Source organism: Alcanivorax sp. HI0083 (assembly GCF_001635175.1).
This window is the reverse complement of record NZ_LWFX01000022.1, coordinates 1-709: the sequence shown is the minus strand read 5'-3', so window position 1 is coordinate 709 and position 709 is coordinate 1. Positions and strand designations below refer to the sequence as shown.

Annotated in this window: 2 pseudogenes; one reads left to right on the top strand and one right to left on the bottom strand. The window is 58.4% G+C overall.

The window, feature by feature from the left end:
* A pseudogene (locus tag A3754_RS00295) lies at positions 1-529 on the top strand (O-antigen ligase family protein); the annotation flags it as partial.
* Between the two features lie 13 nt (positions 530-542).
* Here the strand turns inward: A3754_RS00295 and A3754_RS00290 are convergent.
* Positions 543-709: pseudogene (locus tag A3754_RS00290) on the bottom strand (IS110 family transposase); the annotation flags it as partial.

The window sequence follows — 709 nt, the reverse complement described above, 5'->3', positions numbered from 1 at the left end:
GATGTGGCGGGCCGGTTGGCTCCTGATCCAGCACAAGCCGTTGTTGGGGTGGGGCGAGGGTAAGCTCGAGTCCCAACGGGACCTGTGGGTGGCCGAAGGGCGCTTTAATCGGGGTGTTAGCCGGTATGATCAGTTGCACAGCGATACTGTGGATACCTTCGCTCGGCGGGGTGTGGTTGGGTTGGTGTCGCTGCTTGCTTTGTATCTATTGCCTTTGGGGTTGTTCTGTCGTTATTGGTACCGGGGCGTCAAAGCGCGTAACCGTGAAGTGCAGGCCTTTGCGTTGTCTGGTGCCCTGGTTGTGGTGGCGTTTATGGGGTTCGGGCTGAGCCAATCCATGCTGCGGGACCCCCGTGGTCTGGCTGGGTTTCTGGGGTTGCTGGTGGCGTGCTGGTGTCTGCTCAAACGAGCGGCTGAGTCTCAGGCCTATGTCGGGTTACGGCCTTCGACCTCTCTGTGCCCTTGGGTAAACACGACCTACGAGTGGATGGTGTGTTTTGTGGTTTGTAGATACCGTCTCTCCCAATGAACCACAACCCCTCTCAAACGGGCTGTGGTTCATATTCTTTCTGGTGCGCCAGCACGCCGTAAGCGATGTGCACCAGTTTTCTCATGGCCGCGCCCAGCGCTGACATCTTTCGTTTGCCTGCAGCACACAGCCGTTGATATTGGCGCCGAATGCTGGGGTTATGCCGCATCGCCACAACGG